The organism is Variovorax sp. GW821-FHT09B05 (genome assembly GCF_059418265.1).
This window is the reverse complement of the sequence record NZ_JBWKPN010000003.1, coordinates 385753-405678: the sequence shown is the minus strand read 5'-3', so window position 1 is coordinate 405678 and position 19926 is coordinate 385753. Positions and strand designations below refer to the sequence as shown.

General features: G+C 71.3%; 18 protein-coding genes. 9 read left to right on the top strand and 9 right to left on the bottom strand.

The features are described from left to right. Positions 1-13: 13 nt before the first annotated feature. Positions 14-805 (bottom strand): crotonase/enoyl-CoA hydratase family protein, encoded by a 792-nt coding sequence (locus tag AC07RM_RS10265; protein ID WP_431510904.1) that lies wholly within the window; start codon positions 803-805, stop codon positions 14-16. Between the two features lie 79 nt (positions 806-884). Between AC07RM_RS10265 and AC07RM_RS10260 the strand changes: the two genes are divergently transcribed. Continuing rightward, positions 885-1697, top strand: coding sequence for a PaaX family transcriptional regulator (locus AC07RM_RS10260; RefSeq protein ID WP_398500652.1), 813 nt, complete (start codon positions 885-887; stop codon positions 1695-1697). 3 nt (positions 1698-1700) lie between these two features. Here AC07RM_RS10260 and AC07RM_RS10255 read toward each other — a convergent pair whose 3' ends face one another. Genes AC07RM_RS10255 through AC07RM_RS10240 form a run of 4 tightly spaced genes read right to left on the bottom strand, consistent with a single transcriptional unit; the run spans position 1701 to position 6619 of the window. Then, positions 1701-3509: a feruloyl-CoA synthase gene (locus tag AC07RM_RS10255; RefSeq protein WP_495334388.1), complete on the bottom strand. Its 1809-nt coding sequence runs from the start codon at positions 3507-3509 to the stop codon at positions 1701-1703. A 1-nt stretch (position 3510) separates the two neighbouring features. Then, positions 3511-4458 (bottom strand): 3-hydroxyacyl-CoA dehydrogenase NAD-binding domain-containing protein, encoded by a 948-nt coding sequence (locus AC07RM_RS10250; RefSeq protein WP_495334387.1) that lies wholly within the window; start codon positions 4456-4458, stop codon positions 3511-3513. Next, positions 4455-5660, bottom strand: a complete 1206-nt coding sequence (locus tag AC07RM_RS10245) for an ABC transporter substrate-binding protein (RefSeq protein WP_495334386.1) — start codon at positions 5658-5660, stop codon at positions 4455-4457. Before AC07RM_RS10245 ends, AC07RM_RS10250 begins: the two co-directional genes overlap by 4 nt. Before the next feature lie 38 nt (positions 5661-5698). After that, positions 5699-6619, bottom strand: coding sequence for a beta-keto acid cleavage family enzyme (locus AC07RM_RS10240; protein ID WP_203203555.1), 921 nt, complete (start codon positions 6617-6619; stop codon positions 5699-5701). Here AC07RM_RS10240 and AC07RM_RS10235 point away from each other — a divergent pair. From AC07RM_RS10235 to AC07RM_RS10225, 3 genes are read left to right on the top strand one after another with little or no spacing between them, the layout of a single operon-like run. Beyond that, positions 6591-6779: a hypothetical protein gene (locus AC07RM_RS10235; protein ID WP_143129162.1), complete on the top strand. Its 189-nt coding sequence runs from the start codon at positions 6591-6593 to the stop codon at positions 6777-6779. The two genes, AC07RM_RS10240 and AC07RM_RS10235, sit on opposite strands and share 29 nt — an antisense overlap. Beyond that, positions 6776-7156, top strand: a complete 381-nt coding sequence (locus AC07RM_RS10230) for a DUF1090 domain-containing protein (RefSeq protein WP_495334385.1) — start codon at positions 6776-6778, stop codon at positions 7154-7156. The genes AC07RM_RS10235 and AC07RM_RS10230 overlap by 4 nt, the downstream gene beginning before the upstream one ends. Before the next feature lie 13 nt (positions 7157-7169). After that, positions 7170-7880, top strand: coding sequence for a Crp/Fnr family transcriptional regulator (locus AC07RM_RS10225; RefSeq protein WP_093343707.1), 711 nt, complete (start codon positions 7170-7172; stop codon positions 7878-7880). Between the two features lie 12 nt (positions 7881-7892). Here the strand turns inward: AC07RM_RS10225 and AC07RM_RS10220 are convergent, their stop codons facing one another. After that, positions 7893-9695 (bottom strand): NAD(P)/FAD-dependent oxidoreductase, encoded by a 1803-nt coding sequence (locus AC07RM_RS10220; protein ID WP_495334384.1) that lies wholly within the window; start codon positions 9693-9695, stop codon positions 7893-7895. Between the two features lie 351 nt (positions 9696-10046). On the opposite strand from AC07RM_RS10220, the gene AC07RM_RS10215 reads away from it, so the two are divergent. Continuing rightward, positions 10047-11408: a hypothetical protein gene (locus tag AC07RM_RS10215; protein ID WP_495334382.1), complete on the top strand. Its 1362-nt coding sequence runs from the start codon at positions 10047-10049 to the stop codon at positions 11406-11408. 48 nt (positions 11409-11456) lie between these two features. On the opposite strand, the gene AC07RM_RS10210 is transcribed toward AC07RM_RS10215, so the two are convergent. Beyond that, a complete protein-coding gene (locus tag AC07RM_RS10210; RefSeq protein WP_495334381.1) occupies positions 11457-12530 on the bottom strand; it encodes a GlxA family transcriptional regulator in 1074 nt (357 codons plus the stop codon). A 103-nt stretch (positions 12531-12633) separates the two neighbouring features. On the opposite strand from AC07RM_RS10210, the gene AC07RM_RS10205 reads away from it, so the two are divergent. The 3 genes from AC07RM_RS10205 to AC07RM_RS10195 are packed head-to-tail and all read left to right on the top strand — an operon-like array spanning position 12634 to position 15389. Further along, positions 12634-13614: a tripartite tricarboxylate transporter substrate binding protein gene (locus AC07RM_RS10205; protein ID WP_495334380.1), complete on the top strand. Its 981-nt coding sequence runs from the start codon at positions 12634-12636 to the stop codon at positions 13612-13614. Positions 13615-13636: 22 nt separating this feature from the next. Next, positions 13637-14482: an alpha/beta fold hydrolase gene (locus AC07RM_RS10200; protein WP_495334379.1), complete on the top strand. Its 846-nt coding sequence runs from the start codon at positions 13637-13639 to the stop codon at positions 14480-14482. Position 14483: 1 nt separating this feature from the next. Beyond that, a complete protein-coding gene (locus AC07RM_RS10195) occupies positions 14484-15389 on the top strand; it encodes an aminotransferase class IV (RefSeq protein WP_495334377.1) in 906 nt (301 codons plus the stop codon). Between the two features lie 10 nt (positions 15390-15399). On the opposite strand, the gene AC07RM_RS10190 is transcribed toward AC07RM_RS10195, so the two are convergent. Then, positions 15400-17331 (bottom strand): sigma-54-dependent Fis family transcriptional regulator, encoded by a 1932-nt coding sequence (locus AC07RM_RS10190; protein WP_495334376.1) that lies wholly within the window; start codon positions 17329-17331, stop codon positions 15400-15402. 160 nt (positions 17332-17491) lie between these two features. Here AC07RM_RS10190 and AC07RM_RS10185 point away from each other — a divergent pair, with 160 nt between their 5' ends. Beyond that, a complete protein-coding gene (locus AC07RM_RS10185; RefSeq protein WP_495334375.1) occupies positions 17492-17950 on the top strand; it encodes a hypothetical protein in 459 nt (152 codons plus the stop codon). Between the two features lie 19 nt (positions 17951-17969). On the opposite strand, the gene AC07RM_RS10180 is transcribed toward AC07RM_RS10185, so the two are convergent. Beyond that, positions 17970-19844 carry a tannase/feruloyl esterase family alpha/beta hydrolase gene (locus AC07RM_RS10180; RefSeq protein WP_495334374.1) on the bottom strand — a complete coding sequence of 625 codons (1875 nt, stop codon included), beginning with the start codon at positions 19842-19844 and terminating at the stop codon, positions 17970-17972. Positions 19845-19926: the final 82 nt, after the last annotated feature.

The following is a 19926-nucleotide window of genomic DNA, read 5'->3' as shown; positions in this document are numbered from 1 at the left end:
GATGAGGGCGCGCTCAGCGCCCGAATTCGCCGTGCCGGCCCGCGCCGCCCGCGAAGCGCGCGGCGCCTGCCTCGCCCTCGGCCGCGACGATCGGCACGCCGCGCGCGCCCTCGCGGCGCAGCGCCTCGGCCAGCGGCAGGTCCCATTGCTCGAAGGCCGAGCGGCGGTCGGCCAGCATGCATTGCTGCGGGAAGGCGGCGATCTGGCGCGCCAGCTCCTGCGCCGCGGCCAGCGCGCCGCCGGGCGGCACGACGCGGTTCGCGAGGCCCATGGCCAGCGCCTCGGCCGCGCCCACGGGGCGGCCGGTCAGGATCATGTCGAGCGCGCGGCCCATGCCCACCAGCCGCGGCAGCCGCACCGTGCCGCCGTCGATCAGCGGCACGCCCCAGCGGCGGCAGAACACGCCGAACACCGCGTCCTCGTCGGCCACGCGCAGGTCGGCCAGCAGCGCCAGCTCGAGCCCGCCCGCCACCGCGTAGCCGTTGATCGCGGCGATCAGCGGCTTGGACAGCGCCATGCGCGTCGGCCCCATCGGTCCGCTGCCGCCGCCTTCGGGGTCGAGCTCGTTGCGCCGCGCGGGGTCGCCGACGGCCGTGAGGTCGGCGCCGGCGCAGAAGTGGCCGCCCGCGCCGGTCAGCACCGCCACGCGCAGGGCGTCGTCGGCCTCGAAGCGCTCGAAGGCCGCGCGCAGCTCGGCGGCCACCGCGCCGTCGACCGCGTTGCGCTGGGCGGGCCGGTCGATGGTGACGGTCAGGATGGCGCCGTCGGATTCGGCGCGTACACAAGGGGTTTGTTCGGATGCCATGGAGGGGCTCCTTCGGACACAAAATTACGGAATGGGTCGGTCCCGGTCATCGTAGGAAACATTTCATCATTTCGCAAACATGGACAAGATATGTAATGTCTCCGTCAGCCTGCCGAGCGCGCCCGACCTGATCCTCGACCTGCTGGTGGCCGACGGCGGCACGCTGAGTTCGCAGGCGCTGTGCCGCGCGGGCGCGCTGCTGGGCATCGGCGAGACCACGATGCGCGTGGGTCTCACGCGGCTCGCGGCCGAGGGCAAGATCGCGCGCGGCGAGCGCGGCAACTACCGGCTCGAGCGCGAGGGCCCGGCGCTGTCGCGCGCGGTCGACGGCTGGCTGCACAAGCAGGCGCAGGCCGTCGGCTGGCGCGGCGACTGGCTGGCCGTGCACGATGCCGGCGTGGCGCGCGCCGACAAGACCGCCTGGCGCCGCCATGGCCTCGCGCTCTCGCTGCGCGGCTTCGCGCCGCTGCGGCCCGGCCTGCAGATCCGGCCCGACAACCTGGCGGGCGGCCTCGAGGCCGAGCGCCGCAAGCTCAAGGAACTGGGGCTCTCGCCGGGCGCGCCGGTGTTCCGGCTCGCCGACCTCGACGAGGCGGCGCAGGCGAGCGCGCGCCGGCTGTGGGACGTGCGCGCGCTGGCCGCGCAATGCCGCCGCCTGCAGGCCGGCCTCGAGCGCAGCGAGCAGCGCCTGCGCACGCGGCCGCTCGAAACGGCCGTGCGCGAATCGCTGCTGCTGGGCCGCGCGGTGATCGCGCACCTGATCCGCGATCCGCTGCTGCCGGCCGAACTGATGCCGCCCGAGCCGCGCGCCGAGCTGCTCGCGGTCACGCGCCGCTACCAGGACACGGCGCGGCAGCTGTGGCGGCAGTGGCTGGCGCTGCCGGTGGCCTGAGGCTCAGCCCAGCCGCACCACCAGCGCATCTTCCGGCGCGCGCGCATGCAGCCGCTGTACCTCGGCCGCGCGCCGCACCAGCACCGCGCGCTGGTTGATGTAGCCCTTGTCGGTGATCTCGCCCGCATCGAGGCTCGGCGGTTCGTTCAGCACCAGCGCGCAGGCCGGGCACTGCGAGGAGCCCGCGCCCTCCGCGCGCAAGGTGCGCAGCACGCCCGCGATGCGCTCGGCCAGCGCCTCGGGCGCGAGCGCCGCGCCCTGCGGGCTCGCGAACACCAGCATGCCGATCTCGTCGCGGTCGTGGCCCGTGAGCACCACGTCCTGCGCATGCGGCGCCAGCAGCGACACCAGCTTCACGCGCAGCGTGCCGACCGAGACCCAGGTGCCGGTCGAGAGCTTGAAGTCCTCCGCCACGCGACCGTTGAAGATCACGCCGCGCGCCGGATCGGCCGGGTCGGCCAGGAAGCCCGCGTCGCCGAGCCGGTAGTAGCCCTCCGCGTCGAAGGCCTGCGCGGTCTCGCGCGGCGCGCCGCGGTAGCCGGGGAACACCGACACGCCCTTCACGCGCATCTCGAGCTTCTCGCCGTTGGGCACGAACTTCAGTTCCAGCCCCGGCAGCGGTGCGCCGATGCAGCCCGCGCCATCGAGCTTCCAGTGCGCCGAGGTGATCGCGGGCGAGGTCTCGGTGGCGCCCCAGGAGGTGGTGAGCCACAGCGGCCGGTCGGGTCGCACGCGCCGCGCCACCGCCTCGAGCCGCTGCCAGGTCGAGGGCGCGAGCGCCGCGGCCGCGTAGAAGGCCAGGCGCAGGCGCGAGAACACCTCGGTGGCCAGCGCGTCGTCGGCCTCGAGGAAGGGCAGCAGCATGTCGTAGCCGCGCGGCACATTGAACAGCAGCGTGGGTTTCACCTCGCGCAGGTTGCGCACCGTCTTCTCGATCAGGCTCGGCGCGGGCCGGCCCTCGTCGATGTAGAGCGCGCCGCCGTTCGCCAGCACCATGTTCAGGTCGTGGTTGGCGCCGAAGGTGTGGCTCCAGGGCAGCCAGTCGACCAGCACCGGCTTCTCGTGCGCGAGGAAGCGCCAGGTCTGGGCCATCATCTGCTGGTTGGCGCACAGCATGCGGTGGGTGTTGATCACCACCTTGGGCTTGCCGGTCGAGCCCGAGGTCAGCAGGTACTTGGCATGGGTGTCGGGCAGCACCGCCTCGAAGGCCTGCATCACGGCGGGCGTCTCGGCGCTGGCGAGCAGTTGCGCGAAGGCCAGCGCGCCGGGGTGCGCGTCGGCATGGCGGCTGAACACAGTGACCGCTTCCACGCCGCTGCCCGCGAGCGCGGCGCCGTAGGCCCTGGCGTCCGAGGCATAGACCAGCCCCGGCCGCAGCGCGCGCAGCATCTCGTGCAGCCGCGAGGGATCCTTGGCCATGCGCGAATAGGCACTCGACAGCGAGCAGGCCGCTCGGCCGATGTGCATCGTGGCCAGCATCAGCACCGCATGGTCGATCGCGTTGTCCGACAGGATCACGATTGGCGCGTCGGCCGGCAGGTCGAGGTCGAGCAGGCCCTGCGCCACCGCGCCGACGGCCTGGCGCAGCGCGCGGTAGTCGAGCCGGCGCCAGTCCTCGCCACTGTCGTCGCGCTCGGCGAAGGCCAGTGCCCCGGGCGTCTCGCGCGCCCAGCGCTCGATCCATTCGCCGATGCAGCGTGCATAGGGTTTCAGGGCCTGCGGCGAGCGCAGCGCGAAGGAGCCGTCGTCGAAGTCGATGCGCACCGTGCGGGGCGGGGCGATCAGGCTGTCGTCCTGGAGGAAGTCGGTCATGTCAATCGAGTGTGCCGGTGCCGGCCTTGGCGCGAATCAGGTTCAACAGCAGGGTGTCGCGCGCGGCTTCGAGCTCGGCCGTGCGGCGCGCGCCCAGCTCCTGCGCCACGCCTTCGCTCACCTGCGCCTGGAGCGCAGGCGTCATCGAGGGCGCGCCCAGGTCCTTCCACCAGTCCTCGATCGGCCCGCCCAGGTGCGCGAGCACGTGCGCGATGCCGCCCGCGCCACCCGACAGGTGCAGGTTCATGAACGGTCCCATCACGGCCCAGCGCAGGCCCGGGCCGTGCGCGATCGCGGTGTCGATGTCGGCCACCGAGGCCACGCCCTGCTCGACCAGGTGGAAGGCCTCGCGCCACAGCGCGGCCTGCAGCCGGTTCGCGATGTGGCCCTTGACCTCGCGCTTCACGTGGATCGGCCGCTTGCCGATGGCCGCGTAGAAGGCCATGGTGCGCTCGATGGTGTCGGCCGACGTGCGCTCGCCGCCGATCACTTCCACCAGCGGGATCAGGTGCGGCGGGTTGAACGGATGGCCGAGCACCACGCGTTGCGGGTGCGCGCAGCCCGACTGCACGCCGCTGATCGCCAGGCCCGAGGAGCTCGAGGCCAGGATCGCGTCGGGCGGCGCGGCCGCGTCCATGCGGCGGAACAGCTCGATCTTGAAATCCATGCGCTCGGGGCCGTTCTCCTGCACGAAGTCGGCCACCGAAACCGCGTCCTCCAGGCTGTCGTGGAAGCGCAGCCGGTCGACCGAGGCGCCCGCCGCCAGCCCGAAGCGCTCGAGCGTGGGCCAGTGCTGCGCCACCGCTTGGCGCAGCCGCTCCTCGGCGCCGGGCGAGGGATCGGTCGCGTTGACATCGAGGCCCTGCGCGAGGAAGTAGGCGGTCCAGCTCGCGCCGATCACGCCGGTGCCGACCACCGCGACGCGCCGTACGCCGTGCGCCCCGCTCATGACTTCCACCGCGCGCAGCGGCTCTCGGCCTTGGTCGTCCAGGCAGCCTCGCCGCGGATCGCTTCCACCACCTTGTAGTAGTCCCAGGGTTCCTTCGATTCCTCGGGCGACTTCACCTGCATCAGGTGCATGTCGTGCACCATCAGGCCGTCGTCGCGCAGCCAGCCGCCCTTGACGAACATGTCGTCGAACTTCGTCTTGCGCAGCTGCGCCATCACCTTGTCGGCATCGTCGCTGCCCGCGGCCTTCACGGCCTGCAGGTACTGCAGCGCGGCCGAGTAGTCGCCCGCATGGAAGGAGGAGGGCATGCGCTTGTGCTTGTCGAAGAAGCGGCGCGCCCAGGTGCGTGCCTCGGGGCTCTGGTTCCAGTACCAGCTGTCGGTCAGGTACATGCCCTGCGAGGCCTTGAGGCCCAGCGCATGCACGTCGTTGATGGTGATGATCATGCCGGCCAGCTTCATGTTCTTGCCGATGCCGAACTCGGCCGCCGACTTGATCGCGTTGACCGTGTCGCCGCCCGCGTTGGCCAGCGCCAGCACCTGCGCCTTCGAGCTCTGCGCCTGCAGCATGAACGACGAGAAGTCGCTCGCGCCCAGCGGATGCTTGACCGAGCCCGCCACCGTGCCGCCGTTCGCCAGCACCGTCTTGGTCGCGTCGTTCTGCAGCGCGGCGCCGAAGGCATAGTCGGCCGCCACGAAGTACCAGCTCTTGCCGCCGGCCTTGACCACCGCGCTCGCGGTGCCGCGCGCCATCGCCACCGTGTCGTAGGCGTAGTGCACCGTGTACGGCGAGCAGTACTCGTTGGTGAGGCTCGACGCGCCCGAGCCCACCACGAAGTAGGGCTTCTTCTTGTCCGCCGCCACGCCGGCCATGGCGATGGCCGCGCCCGAGTTGACGCCGCCGATCAGCATGTCGACCTTCTGCACGTCGAACCACTCGCGCGCCTTGGCGGCGGCGATGTCGGGCTTGTTCTGGTGGTCGGCCGTGACCAGCTCGATCTTCTTGCCGCCGATGGCGCCGTCCATGTCGGCGATCGCCATGCGGATGGCCTCGGCGCCGGCCGGGCCGTCGTAGTCGCGGTACAGGCCCGACATGTCGCTGATGAAGCCGATGCGGATCACGTCGTCGGACACCTGGGCCGATGCGCTCGCGGCCAGGGCGGTGCCGAGCGCGAGGGCCAGGGCGGTGCGGGAAAGGTTCATTCGATCTGTCTCCGTTCGTTGTTGTGGCGGGGGCCGGTTCACCCGAGCGCGAACTCGGGCCGCGGCGTGCCCACGCGCGGCAGGCCCATGAGCTGGCGTGCCTCGGCGGGTGTCGCTACTTCCATGTCGAGCTCGCGGATCACGCGCACGATGCGCTCGGTGAGCTGCACGTTGGTGGCCAGCTCGCCCTGGCGGAAGTAGAGGTTGTCCTCGAGGCCGACACGCGCATGGCCGCCCAGCAGCAGCGCCGCCACGTTGGCCTCGAGCTGCGAGGTGCCGATGCCGCTGACGCCGAAGATGCTGCCCTTGGGCAGCGTGTCGACCATCATCTGCAGGAAGCGCGGCGAGTAGGGCATCGCGTTCTGGAAGTTGCGGTGCACGTTCATCACCAGGTTGATGAAGTAGGGCTCGTCGTCGTGGCCCTCGCCGATCAGCGTGGTCGCGTCCTGCAGGATGTGCGTGGGGCTGAACACCTCCCACTCGGGCTTGATGCCGCGCGCCTTCATGCCGGCGGCGAGCTCGCGTCCGCGCGTGATCGGCGTGTCCATCAGGATCTGCTTGCCCTCGAAACTGAGGTTCAGCGTGGTGGCGTCGAGCGTGCACATCTCGGCGCCCGCGTCCATGCCCTTGATGCGTTCCTCCCACGCGATCTCCCAGCGGTCGCCGGCCAGCGGCTTGACCATGTCGCCGTGCACGCCGCCGCCGGTGGAGTTGTTGAGCACGATGTCGCAGCCGCCTGCGCGGATGCGGCTGTTGATCTCGCGGTAGACCTCGGCGTCGCAGGTCGCGCCGTCGTCGGGGCGGCGCGCATGGATCGCCGCCACGCTGGCGCCGGCATTCCAGCAGCGCAAGACATCGGCCGCGATCTCGGCGGGCTGGGTGGGCAGGTGGGGGTTCTGGGACTTGTGCGCCATGCCGCCGGTGGGGGCGATGGTCACGATCACTTTGCGCTTCGACATGGCGGGGTTCCTGGAGTCCTTCGTGGAGCGCGCCATTATTTTTGGCGCGGGCAGCGCACTCAGTCATCGCGACGACATTCGGGGGCAGGGTTTACGCGGCGTGCAGGGGCTACAGTCGCCCCTGTCGTTCGCATTCATCCACAACAAGGAGCGCTCATGAAACTGTCATCGCTGGTCCTCGCGGCCGCCGCCGTCCTCGCATCGGGCCAGGCCTTCGCGCAGGGTGGTCCCGAAGCGGGCTGCGCCGCCAAGCGCGAGGCCATCTCGCGCGACATCGAAGCGGCCAAGGCCGAGGGCCAGGACCACCGCGTGCGCGGCCTCGAACGCGCGCTGGCCGAGGTGCGGCGCAACTGCAGCGATGCCAAGCTGGCCGCGCGCCACCAGGAGCGCATCCGTGGCGAGGAACGCAAGGTCGCGCAGCGCGAACGCGAGCTGGCCGAGGCACGCCGCAAGGGCGATCGCGACAAGATCGCGCGCCGCGAGGACAAGCTGCGCGAAGCCCAGGCCGAGCTGCAGCGCGTCAGGGACCTGCCCTGAGCCTCGAGAGAAGATGCCCGCTGCCCGGCCTGTTCCTCCCCCCGCCTCGCTGACCCTGGCTCAACTGCTGCAGGGCTCGGCCTGGTTTCCGCAGCTCGGCGTGGCCGCCGGCGAGCGCGTGCTCGAGGAGATGCGCGAGGTCGAGGTGGCGACCGGCGCCGCGCTGTGCCGCTGCGGCGACACCCCGCTGCACTGGTACGGCACCATCGACGGCCTGCTCAAGTGGTGCGTGAGCTCGCCCGACGGACGCTCGGTCACCCTGGGCGGCCTGTCGACCGGCAGCTGGTTCGGCGAAGGCACGCTGCTGCGCGGCGTGCCGCGCACCGCGGACATCATCGCGCTGCGCCCCAGCCGGGTCGCGCTGATGCCGCTGGAGACCTTCGACTGGCTGCGCGCCACGCACCGCAGCTTCGACGACTTCCTGCTGCGCCAGATCAACGAGCGCATGCACTGGTTCCTCGGCAACTTCGCCGCCCACCACCTGCTGGACACCGACAGCCAGGTCGCGCGCGCGCTCGTCGGCCTGTTCCACGAGTGGCTGCATCCGGGCAGCGATCCGCACCTGGAGGTGTCCCAGGAGGAGATCGCCAACCTCTCGGGCCTGTCGCGCCAGCGCTGCAACGCGGCGTTGCGGCGGCTGGCATCGGCCGGACTGCTGCGCATCGAGTACGGCGGCATCACCGTGACTGATCTCGACGGCTTGCGCCGCCGCATCGACGGCTGAGCGCCGCGCGCCTCAGCGCCGGTGGTGCGAGGGCGCGAGTTCGTACACCGGCGTGTCGAGCCCTTCGGCGCGTGCCTTGAGCTGCAGCGCGAGGAACTGCGAGTAGTGGCGCGACTGGTGCAGGTTGCCGCCGTGGATCCAGAGGTTGGGCACCTGCGTCGGCTTCCACATGTTGCGCAGCTCGCCTTCCCACGGGCCGGGATCCTTCGGCGTGTCGGAGCCCAGGCCCCAGCACTTGCCGACCCGGTCGGCGACCTCGGGCGAGATCAGGTCGGCGAGCCAGCCGTTCATCGAGCCGTAGCCGGTGGCATAGACCAGCAGGTCGGCCGGCAGCTCGCTGCCGTCGGTCAGCGTCACCGAGCGTTCGTTCACGCGCTCGATGTTCACGCCGCTCCTGAGCTTCACGCTGCCGTTGGCCACCAGCTCCGAGGCGCCCACGTCGATGTAGTAGCCCGAGCCGCGCCGCAGGTACTTCATGAACAGGCCCGAGCCGTCGGCGCCGAAGTCGAGCATGAAGCCCGCCTTCTCCAGCCGCGCATAGAGGTCGGCATCGCGCTTCTTCATCTCGTCGTAGACCGGGATGTGGAAGGTGTGCATCACCTGGTAGGGCACCGAGGCGAAGATCAGGTCGGCCTTGTGGTGGTCGATGCCGCTCTTCACCGCCTGCTCGGAATACAGGCCGCCGAGCGCGAGTTCCATCAGCGAGTCGGAGGGCGCGATGTGGGTCGACGAGCGCTGGATCATGGTCACGTCGGCGCCGTGTTCCCACAGCGCGGCGCAGATGTCGTGCGCCGAGTTGTTCGAGCCCAGCACCACGCACTTCTTGCCCGCGTAGGCCTCGGGCCCGGGGTGCTTGCTCGAATGGTGCTGGTCGCCCTGGAAGTTCTCGGCGCCCGCGAGCGCGGGCACGTTCGGATAGCCCGACACGCCGAGCGCGAACACCAGTTGCTTCGGCCGCAGCACCACTTCCTTGCCGTCGCGCTCCACGCGCACTTCCCAGCGCTGCGTGGCCTCGTCGAAGCGCGCCTTCTTCGCCGTGGTCGAGCTCCAGTAGTTGAGCTCCATCACCTTCGTATACATCTCGAGCCAGTCGCCGACCTTGTCCTTGGGCGCGAACACCGGCCAGTCGTCGGGGAAGGGCATGTAGGGCAGGTGGTCGTACCAGACCGGGTCGTGCAGGCACAGCGACTTGTAGCGGTTGCGCCAGGAGTCCCCCGCGCGCGCGTTGCGCTCGATGATGATGGTCGGCACCCCGAGCCGGCGCAGCCGCGCGCCGAGCGCGATCCCGCCCTGGCCGCCGCCCACGATCACCACCTCGGGCTGCTCGGTGTAGCCCAGCGTGCGCGCTTCCTCCTCGCGCTTCTCGAGCCAGCTCTGGCGGCCCTTGTGCACGCCGTGCTCCGCGCCCTTGATGCGGTTCGCGCCGGTCTTCTCCTCGAAGCCCTTGAGCTCGGTCATGGTGGTCAGCAGCGTCCAGGCCTTGCCGTTGCGCAGCCGCAGGTGGCCGCGGCCGCGCGCCACCCGGGTCTCGAACGTGAACCAGGCCTCGGTCACCCCGTCGGCCTCGCTGGCCTCGCCCTCGAGCGCGAAGTTCGAGGGCTGCGTGTCGGCCAGCCGCGCCGCCAGCATCGCGCGGATCGCGCCCGCGCCTTCCTGCGTGCGGATGTTCCAGGTGAAGGCCACGAGGTCGCGCCAGAAGCCCTCGGCCTCGAACAGCGCGACCGTGGCCTCGACGTCGTTGCGCGCGAGCGCGGCGCCGAAGTCGGCCAGCCAGGTGGCGGCAGCCCGCGTGGGGGCGGCGGTGGATGCGGTCATCGAATGTCTCCGTGTATGAATGGATGAGAACGAACGCTGCGCCGCGGACGGCGCGGGTTGCGTTGCGCAGCTTTCGTGCCGCGCGGCGGCGCACGGTGGATCAAGGACTTGGCGGGGGTTTTGTCGCGGGTGGGATGCGTTGTCGCGATCCCGGTGCGACGGCGATGAGACAGCGCGACGGCCGCTCGCTCTTGCGATGTCCTTCAATCACCCATTGGGAGGAGCGTTGCAGGGTGGCGACGACCGCGTTTCATGATGATGCAAAAGTATTCCACCGCGTATAGATTTGGCCGCCGTCTGCCGACGAGGTCGGCGGGGCATCGGGTCAATCCAACAGAAAGAGATGAAGAGATGAGGAGAAGCACAACGAAGTCCCTGTGCGCCACGGCACTGGTGGCGGTCATCGCGGGATGCGGTGGCGGGGGAGGTGGCGGTGGTGGGCTGCCGTTCGGCGCGCTGCCGCAGACGCCCGCCGAGTCGGAAGCCAAGCTGTCCGTCGAGGTCGAAGGCAGCGCCGCGAGTCCCGACAGCGCGGGCAAGTACCAGGTGGCGCCGGGCCAGCTCGTGACGGTCAAGTCCAGCGATGGCAGCGAGATCACCTGGACCGGCGACAGCCGCAGCGGCGTGGCCCAGCGCGTCGAGGTCGATACCTCCGGCTCGCAGTGGCTGTCGCGCTTCAAGAATCCCAACGCGACGGGCAGCGCCGAGTTCAAGCTGACGGCCAGCGCATCGGGCAACCGCCGCAAGGAACTGAGCTTCTCGGTCGGCAACGGCGACTACCGCAACGGCCGCTACACCGTGTACGCGGCCAACGGCTCGCGCCAGGTGCTCGCCATCGATTTCGACAAGGCCACCTACACCCTGACCGACACGGCGGGCGATGCGAGCTCGGGCACCCTGACCGCGGGCGCGTCGAGCGACGGCTACTGGAAGGTGCAGAGCAGCCGCAGCAAGAGCAGCGTCCTCGCGCTGCGCGGCCTCGGCGACAACATCGTCGGCTCGCTTGCGTTCGCGGTGGGCTACAAGTCGCCGACCACCTACGAACCGTTCCCCTTCATCGCGTCGCGCGCGCTGGTCCTGCAGCAGGGCAAGCTCGACGGCACCTACGACCGCGGCCGCATCGACTACTCGGCCACGGGCAAGGAGTCAACGATCACGCAGATCCAGGTCTCGGGCGGCGGCAAGGTGATGAAGCAGTGCCTCAGCCTGACCGTCTACAAGATCGAACGCTGTCCGAGCGCCGACGTGTCCGTCAGCAACATCGAGCCCGACCCGCAGCAGCCCGGGCTGTGGATGATGAAGAGCGCCGTCGACGGCAGCCTGTTCGGCCGCTTCGCGCTCGCCGACTTCGGCGGCGAAACCGTGTACCTGAGCGCGGGTCCGTCGACCTACAACTCCCAGGTGCTGGCGGTGGGCGTGCCGGCCGCACCGGACTACGCCGACTTCAACAGCAGGGGCTGGTCGGCCGACGGCTCGACCGACGTCGCGGTGGCGGCCGGCTCGAAGTACACGCTGTCGACTTCGATCGGCGCCATCACCACGCAGGCCGATCTCACCCTGGCGCCCCAACCTTCCTACGGTCCGCTGGGCATGCGCTCGGCGACGCAGGGCGGGGATGCCTACGTCGCAATGCGTTCGAAGCGGCTCGAGCTGCTGATCGGCGAGCGCGGCACGGCGAAAGCTGGCTTCCTGCACCTGGGCCTGGTCGACTGATCGCGTCCACTCCGCGACAAGCCCGCGCCCCCAGGGTGCGGGCTTTTTTCATGGGCGGGCCGCCGGCTTTCCCTTGCCCGGCGCCAGCACGTCGTCGAAAGCCTGCAACTGCCACACCGCGCGCGGCGTGCGCACCGTGTAGCGCTCGCGGTATTCCGACGGGCTCATGCCGGCGATGCGCTTGAAGGTGCGCCGGAAGGTCGAGACGTCCGCGTAGCCCGAGGCGTCGGCGATCTCGTGCATCGAGCGCCAGGTGGCCTCGAGCCACATGCGCGCGCGCTTCACGCGCAGCTCGTGCAGGAACTGGATCGGCGAGCGCTCGATGTGGCGCGCGAACAGCCGCACCAGCGTGCGTTCGCTGACCGCCGCGGCCGAGGCCATCTCGGCCACCGTCAGCGGCCGGCCCGCGTTGGCCTCGATGAAGGCGATGGCGCGGTGCAGCGGCGCATCGCGCGAGGTACCCACCACCTGCTCGGGAATGTCGAGCACCAGGTGCTGGCGTTCGGGGTTGGCGAGGAACTTGTCGCGGCAGGCCGAGGCGAGGTCCGACAGGCCCACGCCGTCGAGCAGCTTGAGCACCATCGCGTGCATCAGGTCGGGCGTGGCCGCCAGCACCATGTGCGGGCCGAGCGTCAGCGGTGTCTCGCTGTGGATCGGCGTGTCGGGGAAGTCGTGCGCGAAGCCCGACTGGTAGAGCCACGACAGCGGCACCGGCTGGTGCGCGAGCAGCCCCGCGCGCCCGGCCAGCCACAGGCCGGTGCCGCAGGCACCGATCCAGTCGCCGGCCGCGTGGCGGCTCGCGAGCTGCGCGCAGAGCGCGGCGTTCTGCGCCACCAGCCGGCGCAGGCCCGGAATGGTCACCATCATCAGCGGCGGCACCACGGCGAGCGCGGTGGCGGGCGCGCGGCGCGAGCGCTTCGCCTCCTCGTCCGACTGGAACGCGAGGCGCCGCATCGCATGCGGTCCGCCGTCGGGCCCGAGCAGCCGCCAGGACACCGGCGCGTCGATGCGCCGCCCCGCGCGCGCACGCGCCAGCGAGTTCGCCTCGCGCAGGATGTCGATGGCACCGAAGACGCTGCCGGGCAGGCCGCCATGCGGCAGGTAGAGGTCGAAGCGGATCATGGGCTTGGCGGATTGTGTACCTCGAGTGGCTGAAAAGGTCCTGTGCCGCGCGGGACCGCGTTTGTAGCATCCGCTCCCACGTCAACCACAGCCGGAGTTCGAGATGAGCCTCACATGGATCGCGCGCCGCCTGGCCATCGGCCTCGCGGTGCTTCCCCTGGTCGCGGGTGCGCAGGCCTGGCCCGCCAGGCCGGTCAACTGGGTCGTGCCCTATCCCGCGGGCGGCCCGGCCGACGTGATCGCCCGGGCCATCGCGCCGCGCATGGCCCGCGAGCTGGGCCAGCCGGTGCTGGTGGAGAACCTCGGCGGCGTGGGCGGCGCGCTGGCCGCGCAGAAGGTGCTGAACGCGCCGGCCGACGGCTACACGGTGCTGCAGGGCTCGCCCAACGAAGTCATCCTCGCGCCGCTCGCGCGGGCCGCGGTGAAGCTCAAGCTCGAGGACTTCGTGCTGGTCTCGCCGGCCACCAACAACCCGCTGGTGCTGCTGACGCGCAAGGCGCTCGCGGCCGACGACCTCGATGCCTTCGCGGCGCTCGCGCGCTCTTCCGCCGCGCAGCCGCTGACCTACGGCAGCGTGGGCGTGGGCTCGATGTTCCACCTCGCGGCCGAGGACCTGGCCGCGCGCATGGATGCCAGGGTCATGCACGTGCCCTACAGCGGCGGTGCGCCGCTGATCCAGGACCTGGGCGGCGCCAACCTCGACTTCGCGCTGATGCCCTTCACCACCGGCTACCTGGGACTGGCCGAGACCGGCCGGCTCAAGATCCTCGCGGTCGCCTCGAAGCAGCGCCTCGCGCAGATGAAGAGCGTGCCGACCTTCGCGGAAAGCCGCGTCGCCGCCGACTACGAGGCCGGTGCCTGGGCCGGGCCGATGGTGCGCAAGGGCACGCCCGAGGCCGTGGTCGAGCGCCTGCACAAGGCGCTGCAGGCGAGCCTGGCCGACCCGCAGGTGCGCACGACCCTCGAGGCCTCGGGCTCGCAGGTGTCCGAGCGCATGAGCCTGGCCGAGGCCGCGCGCTTCCTGGCCGCCGAGGCCGAGCGCTACCGCACGCTCGCGCGCCGCATCGGCGTGCGACCCGAATGAGCGCCGCGCGAGGAGCATTGGCATGAGCTTCGTGCATTCCGGCGGCGTCGACATCTACTACGAGCGCACGGGCCAGGGGCCGGCGCTGCTGTTCTGCCATGGCGCGGGATCGAATGCCGCGACCTGGTGGCAGCAGATTCCTGCGTTCTCGCAGCGCTTCACCTGCATCGCGTTCGACGCGCGCTGCTTCGGCCGTTCGGTCGCGCCGCTCGAAGCCTTCGGGCACGAGGCGCTGGTGGCCGATGCGCTCGCGGTGCTCGATGCCGAGGGCATCGACAGCGCCGCGCTGGTGTGCCAGTCGCTCGGCGGCATGACCGGCGCGCGGCTCGCGCTGCGCCATCCCGAGCGGGTGTGGGCCTTCGCCTGCTGCGACTCGCCGCTGGCGATCGACCATCCGCGGATGCTGGCCAACGTCGCGGCCTTTCTCGGCGAGGTGGCGGCGACCGAGCTCGAGGACCGCGCGCTGAGCCCGGCCTTCGTGCGCGAGCGGCCCGCGATGGCCTGGCTGTACCGGCAGATCAACCAGTTCAATCCCGCGGTGCACGGCGCCGCGGCCGGCCGCGGCGGCCCGGGATGGGGCGAGCGCCTCGCAGCGCTGTTCGCGCCGGAGCAGCTGCTCGCGCTCGACGACCTGCAACGCCTGCGCTGCCCGACGCTGTTCGTGGTCGGTGCCGAGGACCGCGTGGTCACGCCCGCGGTGGTGCGCGACATCGCGCGCCAGGTCGAGGGCAGCCGCGTGGCCGAGATCGCGGCCGCGGGGCACTCGCCGTACTTCGAACAGGCGCAGAACTTCAATGCCGCGGTGCTGGCCTTTCTCGTCGATGCCTGGGCCGGGGCGCGCCATGGTTTTCCAACTGCAGGAGCTTGAGATGCAAGTCGACAACGTTTCCTTCCTCGGGCGCCGGGCGCTGCTCGCCGCGGGCCTGTCGGCCATGGGCGGCGCCAGCGCGGCCGATGCGCCTGCGCCCGCAGCCGCACCGGCCGTGGGCCGCATCGACGGCGAGCCGCCCTCGGTCGGCGACCTGCGCGCGATGGCGCTCGCCAACTACGGGCACTTCAGCACCATGCGCATCCGCCGGCGCAGCGTGCAGGGGCTGGACTTCCAGCTGGCCCGGCTGGACCGCAGCACGCGGCTCCTGTTCGGCAGCGAACTCGATGGCGAGCGGGTGCGCCGGCTGGTGCGCGAGGCCGTGCCCGACGACGACAGGACCTGGCTGGTGCGCATCAACGTCTTCCCGCGCGTGGCGGGCTTCGCCGACCTCACCAAGCCGATGCCCGCCGGGGTGTTCGTCACCCAGTCGCCGCTCGCGGCCGAGGCGCCGCCGCCGCGCGCCGTGCGCTCGGTGCAGCACGAGCGCGTGCTGCCCGAGGTCAAGCACGTCGGCACCTTCGGCCTGTTCCACCACCGCAAGCTCGCGCAGGCGGCGGGTTTCGACGACGCGCTGTTCCTCGATGCGCGGCGCAGCATCTCGGAGGGAAGCACGTGGAACGTCGGCTTCTACGACGGGCGTCGCGTGGTGCTGCCGACCGCGCCCGCGCTGCCCGGCGGTGCGATCCACCTGCTGCGGCTGGGCATGCGCTCGCATGGCATTCCCTTCGTCGAGCGCGACATCCGCATCGACGAGATCAAGGATTTCGAGCTGGCCTTCTGGACCAACGTGCCCGACACCGTGCGGCCGCTGCGGCGCATCGACGCGACCGAATTCTCGGTGTCGCATCCGCTGCACGAGCGCCTGAAGGCCTGCTACGAATCGAACGCATGGACCGCGTTGTAGCGGTGTGCGATCAGCCGCGCCGGGGCGCGACGATGCCGAGCCGCTTCATGTGCCGGTACACGGTGGCCCGGCTCAGGCCCAGCGCGTCGGCCGCCTGCGCGACGCGCCAGCGATGCTGGCGCAGCGCGGCGAGCAGCCGCTCCGATTCGGCGGCCATGTCCTCGGCCTCATCGACCGTTGCGGGCATCGTCGTCGCGACCCGCTCCGGCAACCGCAGGTCCTCCACCATGACTTCACGCCCCGTGCACAGCGCCAGCGCGAGCCGCAGCACGTTGCGCAGCTCGCGCAGGTTGCCGGGCCAGCGGTGCGCCATCAGCGCCTCGATCGCTTCGGCCGACAGCCGCGCGTTCGAATCCATCGCCGCGGCTTCGTCGGCGAACAGGCGATCGATCAGGTGGCGCCGATCACCGCGCTCGCGCAGCGGCGGCAGCTTCAGCACGGCGCCGCACAGGCGGTAGTAGAGGTCCTCGCGGAAGCGGCCTGCCGCGACGAGGTCACTCAGGCCCCGGTGCGTGGCGGCCACCACCGCGAGGTCCACGCGCTGCGGCGCGTCGCCGCCCAGCGGCAGCACCTCGCCCTCCGACAGCACGCGCAGCAGCCGCGTCTGCAGGGCCATCGGCATGTCGCCGATCTCGTCGAGGAACAGCGTGCCGCGGTCGGCCTGCGCGATCAGGCCCTTCATGCCCTTGCTGCGGCCGCCGGTGAAGGTCCCGGGCAGGTAGCCGAACAGCTCGCTCTCGATCAGCGAATCGGGAATGGCCGCGCAGTTCACGGCCACGAAGGGCAGGGCCGCGCGGCGGCTCGCGCCGTGCAGTGCGCGCGCCAGCACCTCCTTGCCGCTGCCGGTCTCGCCCTCGATCAGCACGTGGATGCCGCGGTCGACCAGCCGGCGCGCCTGCGCGAGCAGCGACTGCATCGCGGGATCGTCGCCCGCGATGCCCTCGAGCGGCGGCAGCCGGTCGGCGGCATGGGAGGTCTTGCGCTCGGCGGGCGCCACCGGCGCGGCCGTGCGGCGCGCCACGCGCGGCGCGAGCAGCGAGGCGTGGTACTCGCCGCCGTCCGGCAGCAGCACCGTGTGGGCGAAGGGCATGGCCGATGCGCTCGCGCCCAGGCGCCAGATCGCATCGAGCGGCATGCGCAGCAGCTCGGCCACGCAGGTGCCGACCGGATGGGCCGCGAACAGCCGCCGCGCGCTGCTGTTCGCGCCGACCACCGTGCCCGCCTCGTCGAGCGCGAGCATCAGTTCGCCGGCGACGTCGACCAGGCCGAAGGCGCTGCCCAGCCGCAGCACCCAGTGGCCGCGGAAGTGGCGCAGGAAATCGGCGTCCTCGATCATGCGCGCGTAGATCGCGACCAGGTGCCGCACCAGGTGCTGGCTCTCCTTGGCCTCGGGCGAATGCAGCGCCGACACGTCGAGCACCGCCGTGAGCCGCCCGCCATGGTCGAACAGCGGCGCGGTGGTGCAGGTCAGCGCGATGTGGGTGGCATCGAAGTGCTCGGTCTGGTGGCAGGTCATCGGTGCCTGCTCGACCAGGCAGGTGCCCACGCCGCAGGTGCCCGCATGGGCCTCGTTCCAGTCGGCGCCGAGGTAGAGGCCGGCCTTGCGCAACTGGTCGTCCCAGGCCGGGTTGCCGATGTAGTCGACCGTGATGCCCTCGGCATCGGTCAGCAGCACCATGTAGCCGAGGTCGGCCACGCGGCGGTAGATGTCCTCCATGCCCGCGCGCGCGGTGCACAGGAAGTGCTCGAGCTGCTGCTGGTGCGCGCGCACCTCGTGCGCCGGCAGGATGCGCGCGGGCGTGGGCCGCGAGGGATCGAGGCCATGGTCGCGCACGCAGCGCGCCCACGACTTGTGGACCAGGCTGGTCGCCGGATCGGCCAGCGCGGTGCCGGTGGCGATCGAATAGACGTTGTCGATGTGGCGCGATTGCAGGGAAGGCATGCTCGACCTCGCGATGGCACGCGGCCGCCGGGGGATCGGAGCGCACGTGCAGCCGGACATCATTCGGCTGTCGCGCTGTCGCAGCACAGAGGTGAAACCCGGTGCGCCGCCGGACTTTCACCGGGACGCGCTACGCTTCGTTTCCATCGGAGACCGACGCATGCACACCTTCCAGCTCTTCGCCGACTACTTTCAGTTCTACATCCAGGACGAATCCGCCGAAGGCGATCTTTCCGATGCATGGAGCGACGAGGCCGTGGAACGCATGCTCGCGACCGCGCCCGGCGTGGTCGGCATCGGCACGGCGCGCAACATGAACGTGCCGGTCACGCTCGAGATCCTCGAGGCCGAGCCGCCGCTCGCTGCCGATGCCTGGGAGCACATCGTCGAATGCACGCTCGCGACGGCGAGCGGGCGCCTCGCGATCGCGGGTTGCACCGACTACTTCCCGGACGCCGCGCGCATAGCGATCGCGCCGGGCACCTACCGCGTGCGCGCCTGCTACGCGGGGCTCGCGACGCTGTCCGAGGACGGGCTCGAGGGCGAGGACCGCTACCACCTCGCGCTGTGGCCGGCGCCGGCCATCGAGCCCACGATCCTCAAGCAGCGCGCGGCCTGACAAGGCTTGAGCGCGCCGCTCAGCGGCAGGCGAAGCTCTCCGCCTTCGACGTGTCCCCGCCCAGGTACGCGATCTTCTTCGGATAGGTGCACAGCGGCCGCGCGAGCGACTTGTCGCCGTTGCGCAGCACGAGGTTCTCGGGTGGGATGCCCTTCTCGACCCAGTCGGTGAGCGCGGTGAACAGCTGGTTCGGCGCGGGCAGCGGCGGGTTGGCCGCGGGGCTGGTGCCGGGCAGGCCGTCGACCGAGCCCACGCCCATGCAATGGCCCATCGCGGGGATCTCGAGGTAGCGGTAGAACTTCTGCAGCGCATCGATGCCGCCCATCGCGCCGGCCGCGCGCTCGTAGTAGTGGGCGGTGCCCGAGTTCGGGATCACCTGGTCGGCCAGGCCGTGGTAGGTCAGCATCTTCGCGCCGCGGTCGCGGAAGCGCGCGAGGTCGGGGTTGTCGGCGTTGATGTTCGCGAACGCGCCCTGCAGCGCCTTGCCGCGGTCGCTGGCGTTGGCGAGCTGCGCGTAGCCCAGGCCCTTCCAGCGGTCGGCGCCGTTGCCGGTGGCGTTGATGAAATCGGGCGTGGCGAGCGTCGGGTCCTGCAGGTTCAGCGCGACCTGGTGCACGGCGATGGGGAAGGGCGCGGGCACGCCGCCGGCCGAGCCGGCCAGGCCCGAGAGCGCGGTGCCGCGCGTGGGGCCGTACCAGAGCTGGTTCGACGCCAGCGTGGGGCCGTAGCCGATGTCGCCCGCGGCCGCGGGGGCGCTGCCGTCGCGGGTCTGGCCGTACCAGATCTTGTTGACGGCCTGCGCCTGCGCGGTGCTCAGGCAGGCCGCGGTGGCATTGCTGCCGCCGCTCGCGGTGCACAGCACGGCCTTGTCCTGCACCGGGTCGTAGCGGCAGGCGGCCGGGTCGCTGATGAAGCCCTCGTGCTTGCCGGTGAGCTGGCTGTCGCAGGCGCTGACCGCGGCCGAGGACACCAGCGTGGCCTGCTCGGGCGTGAGCGGCGTGCCACCGAGGTCGCGCTGCATCACGACCTGCGGATAGAGCTCGGCCGTGATGAAGGTGCTCCAGTTGATCGCGCTGTTGCCCGCGAGGATGCCGTCGAAGTCGTCGGGGTTGACCTGTGCCTGCATGTGGCCCTGGCGCCCGCCGGTGGAGCAGCCGTCCCAGTACGAGTACTTCGGCGCATCGCCGTAGAAGCCGGCCGCGAGCGCCTTGGCCTTGACCGCCATCTCGTGGATGCCGCGGCTCGCGAAGTCGGTCCACAGCGCGGTGTTGACAGTGCCGTCGGGGTTCATCGCGAAGGCGCCGTCGGTGCCGGCCACGGGGCTCGACGAGGCATGGCCGGTGTCGGTGATGGCGCTGACCGAGCCCTCGGTGCCGGCCACGCGTGAAGGCGAATCGATGCCGCCGGCGTTGCCGATGCGATCGAGCGCGCTGATCGAGGGTTCGCCCGCGAAGCCGCCGCCGCCGAGCACGCGCACGCGCTGGTTCCACGCGGCCTTGGCGGGCAGCCAGACCTCGATGCCGATGCCCGGCGAGGTCGAAGGCGCGCCGGCGGGACCGGCGTGGCCCGGCCCGACGTTGAGCTTGACCATGCACAGGTCGCTGGCCGCGAGCGTGCCGGTGGCCTTGCCGTCGAGGTTGAGGTCGTCGCCCTTCCTGAACTGCTTCACCAGCCGCACGGTGGTGTTCGCATCGGGCTTGAACGCGGTCTTGAGGCTGTCGTCGCAAGTCAGCGCGACCGGTGCCGCGGGTGGCGGCGCGGCCGGCACGATCGGCAGCACGGTGTTCGACGAGCCGCTGCCGCCGCAGGCCGAGAGCGCGGCGGCCGCGGCGAGGCACAGCAGGGCGATGGAGGGTGGAACGGAACGGGTGTGGGATCTGTTGTGGTGGCGCATCTTCTGTCTCCTGTGTTGGCAGACATCGAATGTGCCGAGCGTGCCTCGCACGGTCTATCGACATGCGATCAGCGCTTGCAGG

Bases quoted from the DNA above. Each gene is read 5' to 3' on its own strand.
- AC07RM_RS10220 (WP_495334384.1), bottom strand. From the start codon at position 9,695: ATGACCGCATCCACCGCCGCCCCCACGCGGGCTGCCGCCACCTGGCTG.
- AC07RM_RS10225 (WP_093343707.1), top strand. From the start codon at position 7,170: ATGCCCGCTGCCCGGCCTGTTCCTCCCCCCGCCTCGCTGACCCTGGCT.
- AC07RM_RS10190 (WP_495334376.1), bottom strand. From the start codon at position 17,331: ATGCCTTCCCTGCAATCGCGCCACATCGACAACGTCTATTCGATCGCC.
- AC07RM_RS10205 (WP_495334380.1), top strand. From the start codon at position 12,634: ATGAGCCTCACATGGATCGCGCGCCGCCTGGCCATCGGCCTCGCGGTG.
- AC07RM_RS10195 (WP_495334377.1), top strand. From the start codon at position 14,484: ATGCAAGTCGACAACGTTTCCTTCCTCGGGCGCCGGGCGCTGCTCGCC.
- AC07RM_RS10210 (WP_495334381.1), bottom strand. From the start codon at position 12,530: ATGATCCGCTTCGACCTCTACCTGCCGCATGGCGGCCTGCCCGGCAGC.
- AC07RM_RS10230 (WP_495334385.1), top strand. From the start codon at position 6,776: ATGAAACTGTCATCGCTGGTCCTCGCGGCCGCCGCCGTCCTCGCATCG.
- AC07RM_RS10200 (WP_495334379.1), top strand. From the start codon at position 13,637: ATGAGCTTCGTGCATTCCGGCGGCGTCGACATCTACTACGAGCGCACG.
- AC07RM_RS10235 (WP_143129162.1), top strand. From the start codon at position 6,591: ATGGTCACGATCACTTTGCGCTTCGACATGGCGGGGTTCCTGGAGTCC.
- AC07RM_RS10245 (WP_495334386.1), bottom strand. From the start codon at position 5,660: ATGAACCTTTCCCGCACCGCCCTGGCCCTCGCGCTCGGCACCGCCCTG.
- AC07RM_RS10260 (WP_398500652.1), top strand. From the start codon at position 885: ATGGACAAGATATGTAATGTCTCCGTCAGCCTGCCGAGCGCGCCCGAC.
- AC07RM_RS10240 (WP_203203555.1), bottom strand. From the start codon at position 6,619: ATGTCGAAGCGCAAAGTGATCGTGACCATCGCCCCCACCGGCGGCATG.
- AC07RM_RS10185 (WP_495334375.1), top strand. From the start codon at position 17,492: ATGCACACCTTCCAGCTCTTCGCCGACTACTTTCAGTTCTACATCCAG.
- AC07RM_RS10250 (WP_495334387.1), bottom strand. From the start codon at position 4,458: ATGAGCGGGGCGCACGGCGTACGGCGCGTCGCGGTGGTCGGCACCGGC.
- AC07RM_RS10180 (WP_495334374.1), bottom strand. From the start codon at position 19,844: ATGCGCCACCACAACAGATCCCACACCCGTTCCGTTCCACCCTCCATC.
- AC07RM_RS10255 (WP_495334388.1), bottom strand. From the start codon at position 3,509: ATGACCGACTTCCTCCAGGACGACAGCCTGATCGCCCCGCCCCGCACG.
- AC07RM_RS10215 (WP_495334382.1), top strand. From the start codon at position 10,047: ATGAGGAGAAGCACAACGAAGTCCCTGTGCGCCACGGCACTGGTGGCG.
- AC07RM_RS10265 (WP_431510904.1), bottom strand. From the start codon at position 805: ATGGCATCCGAACAAACCCCTTGTGTACGCGCCGAATCCGACGGCGCC.